The organism is Vibrio sp. CB1-5, from assembly GCF_059412285.1.
In genome coordinates this window covers 1-1,715 of record NZ_JBJHPB010000066.1, presented here as the reverse complement: position 1 = coordinate 1,715, position 1,715 = coordinate 1, and the positions used below count along the sequence as shown (strand labels likewise).

The 1,715-nt window shown below is 52.7% G+C and carries 1 rRNA gene; it reads right to left on the bottom strand.

Annotated elements, in window-relative coordinates:
* Window positions 1–39: 39 nt before the first annotated feature.
* A 23S ribosomal RNA gene (locus ACJB0T_RS21860) occupies window positions 40–1,715 on the bottom strand; the annotation flags it as partial.

Here is a 1,715-nt window from a genome sequence, read left to right as displayed (position 1 = left end):
GTTCTTGCTTTGAGTCCATCAAAACCCTTTGGGTGTTGTATGGTTAAGCCTCACGGGCAATTAGTACAGGTTAGCTCAACGCCTCACAACGCTTACACACCCTGCCTATCAACGTTCTAGTCTCGAACAACCCTTTAGGACACTTAAAGTGCCAGGGAAGACTCATCTCAGGGCTCGCTTCCCGCTTAGATGCTTTCAGCGGTTATCGATTCCGAACTTAGCTACCGGGCAATGCCATTGGCATGACAACCCGAACACCAGAGGTTCGTCCACTCCGGTCCTCTCGTACTAGGAGCAGCCCCCTTCAATCTTCCAACGCCCACGGCAGATAGGGACCGAACTGTCTCACGACGTTCTAAACCCAGCTCGCGTACCACTTTAAATGGCGAACAGCCATACCCTTGGGACCGACTTCAGCCCCAGGATGTGATGAGCCGACATCGAGGTGCCAAACACCGCCGTCGATATGAACTCTTGGGCGGTATCAGCCTGTTATCCCCGGAGTACCTTTTATCCGTTGAGCGATGGCCCTTCCATTCAGAACCACCGGATCACTATGACCTGCTTTCGCACCTGCTCGAATTGTCATTCTCGCAGTCAAGCGGGCTTATGCCATTGCACTAACCTCACGATGTCCAACCGTGATTAGCCCACCTTCGTGCTCCTCCGTTACTCTTTGGGAGGAGACCGCCCCAGTCAAACTACCCACCAGGCACTGTCCTCATCCCCGATTAGGGGACCAAGTTAGAACATCAACACTACAAGGGTGGTATTTCAAGGACGGCTCCAACGATACTGGCGTACCGTCTTCAAAGCCTCCCACCTATCCTACACATGTAGGGTCAATGTTCAGTGCCAAGCTGTAGTAAAGGTTCACGGGGTCTTTCCGTCTAGCCGCGGGTACACTGCATCTTCACAGCGATTTCAATTTCACTGAGTCTCGGGTGGAGACAGCGTGGCCATCATTACGCCATTCGTGCAGGTCGGAACTTACCCGACAAGGAATTTCGCTACCTTAGGACCGTTATAGTTACGGCCGCCGTTTACCGGGGCTTCGATCAAGAGCTTCGACCGAAGTCTAACCCCATCAATTAACCTTCCGGCACCGGGCAGGCGTCACACCGTATACGTCATCTTACGATTTTGCACAGTGCTGTGTTTTTAATAAACAGTTGCAGCCACCTGGTATCTGCGACTCCCCATAGCTCCATCCGCAAGGGACTTCACCGCGAGGAGCGTACCTTCTCCCGAAGTTACGGTACCATTTTGCCTAGTTCCTTCACCCGAGTTCTCTCAAGCGCCTTGGTATTCTCTACCCGACCACCTGTGTCGGTTTGGGGTACGATTCCTTACAATCTGAAGCTTAGAGGCTTTTCCTGGAAGCATGGCATCAATGACTTCACTACCGTAGTAGCTCGACATCGTGTCTCAGCCTTAAAAAGAGCCGGATTTACCTAACTCTTAAGCCTACGCACTTGAACCTGGACAACCGTCGCCAGGCCCACCTAGCCTTCTCCGTCCCCCCATCGCAATTGTAAGAAGTACGGGAATATTAACCCGTTTCCCATCGACTACGCCTTTCGGCCTCGCCTTAGGGGTCGACTCACCCTGCCCCGATTAACGTTGGACAGGAACCCTTGGTCTTCCGGCGAGGAGGTTTTTCACCCCCTTTATCGTTACTCATGTCAGCATTCGCACTTCTGATACCTCCAGCA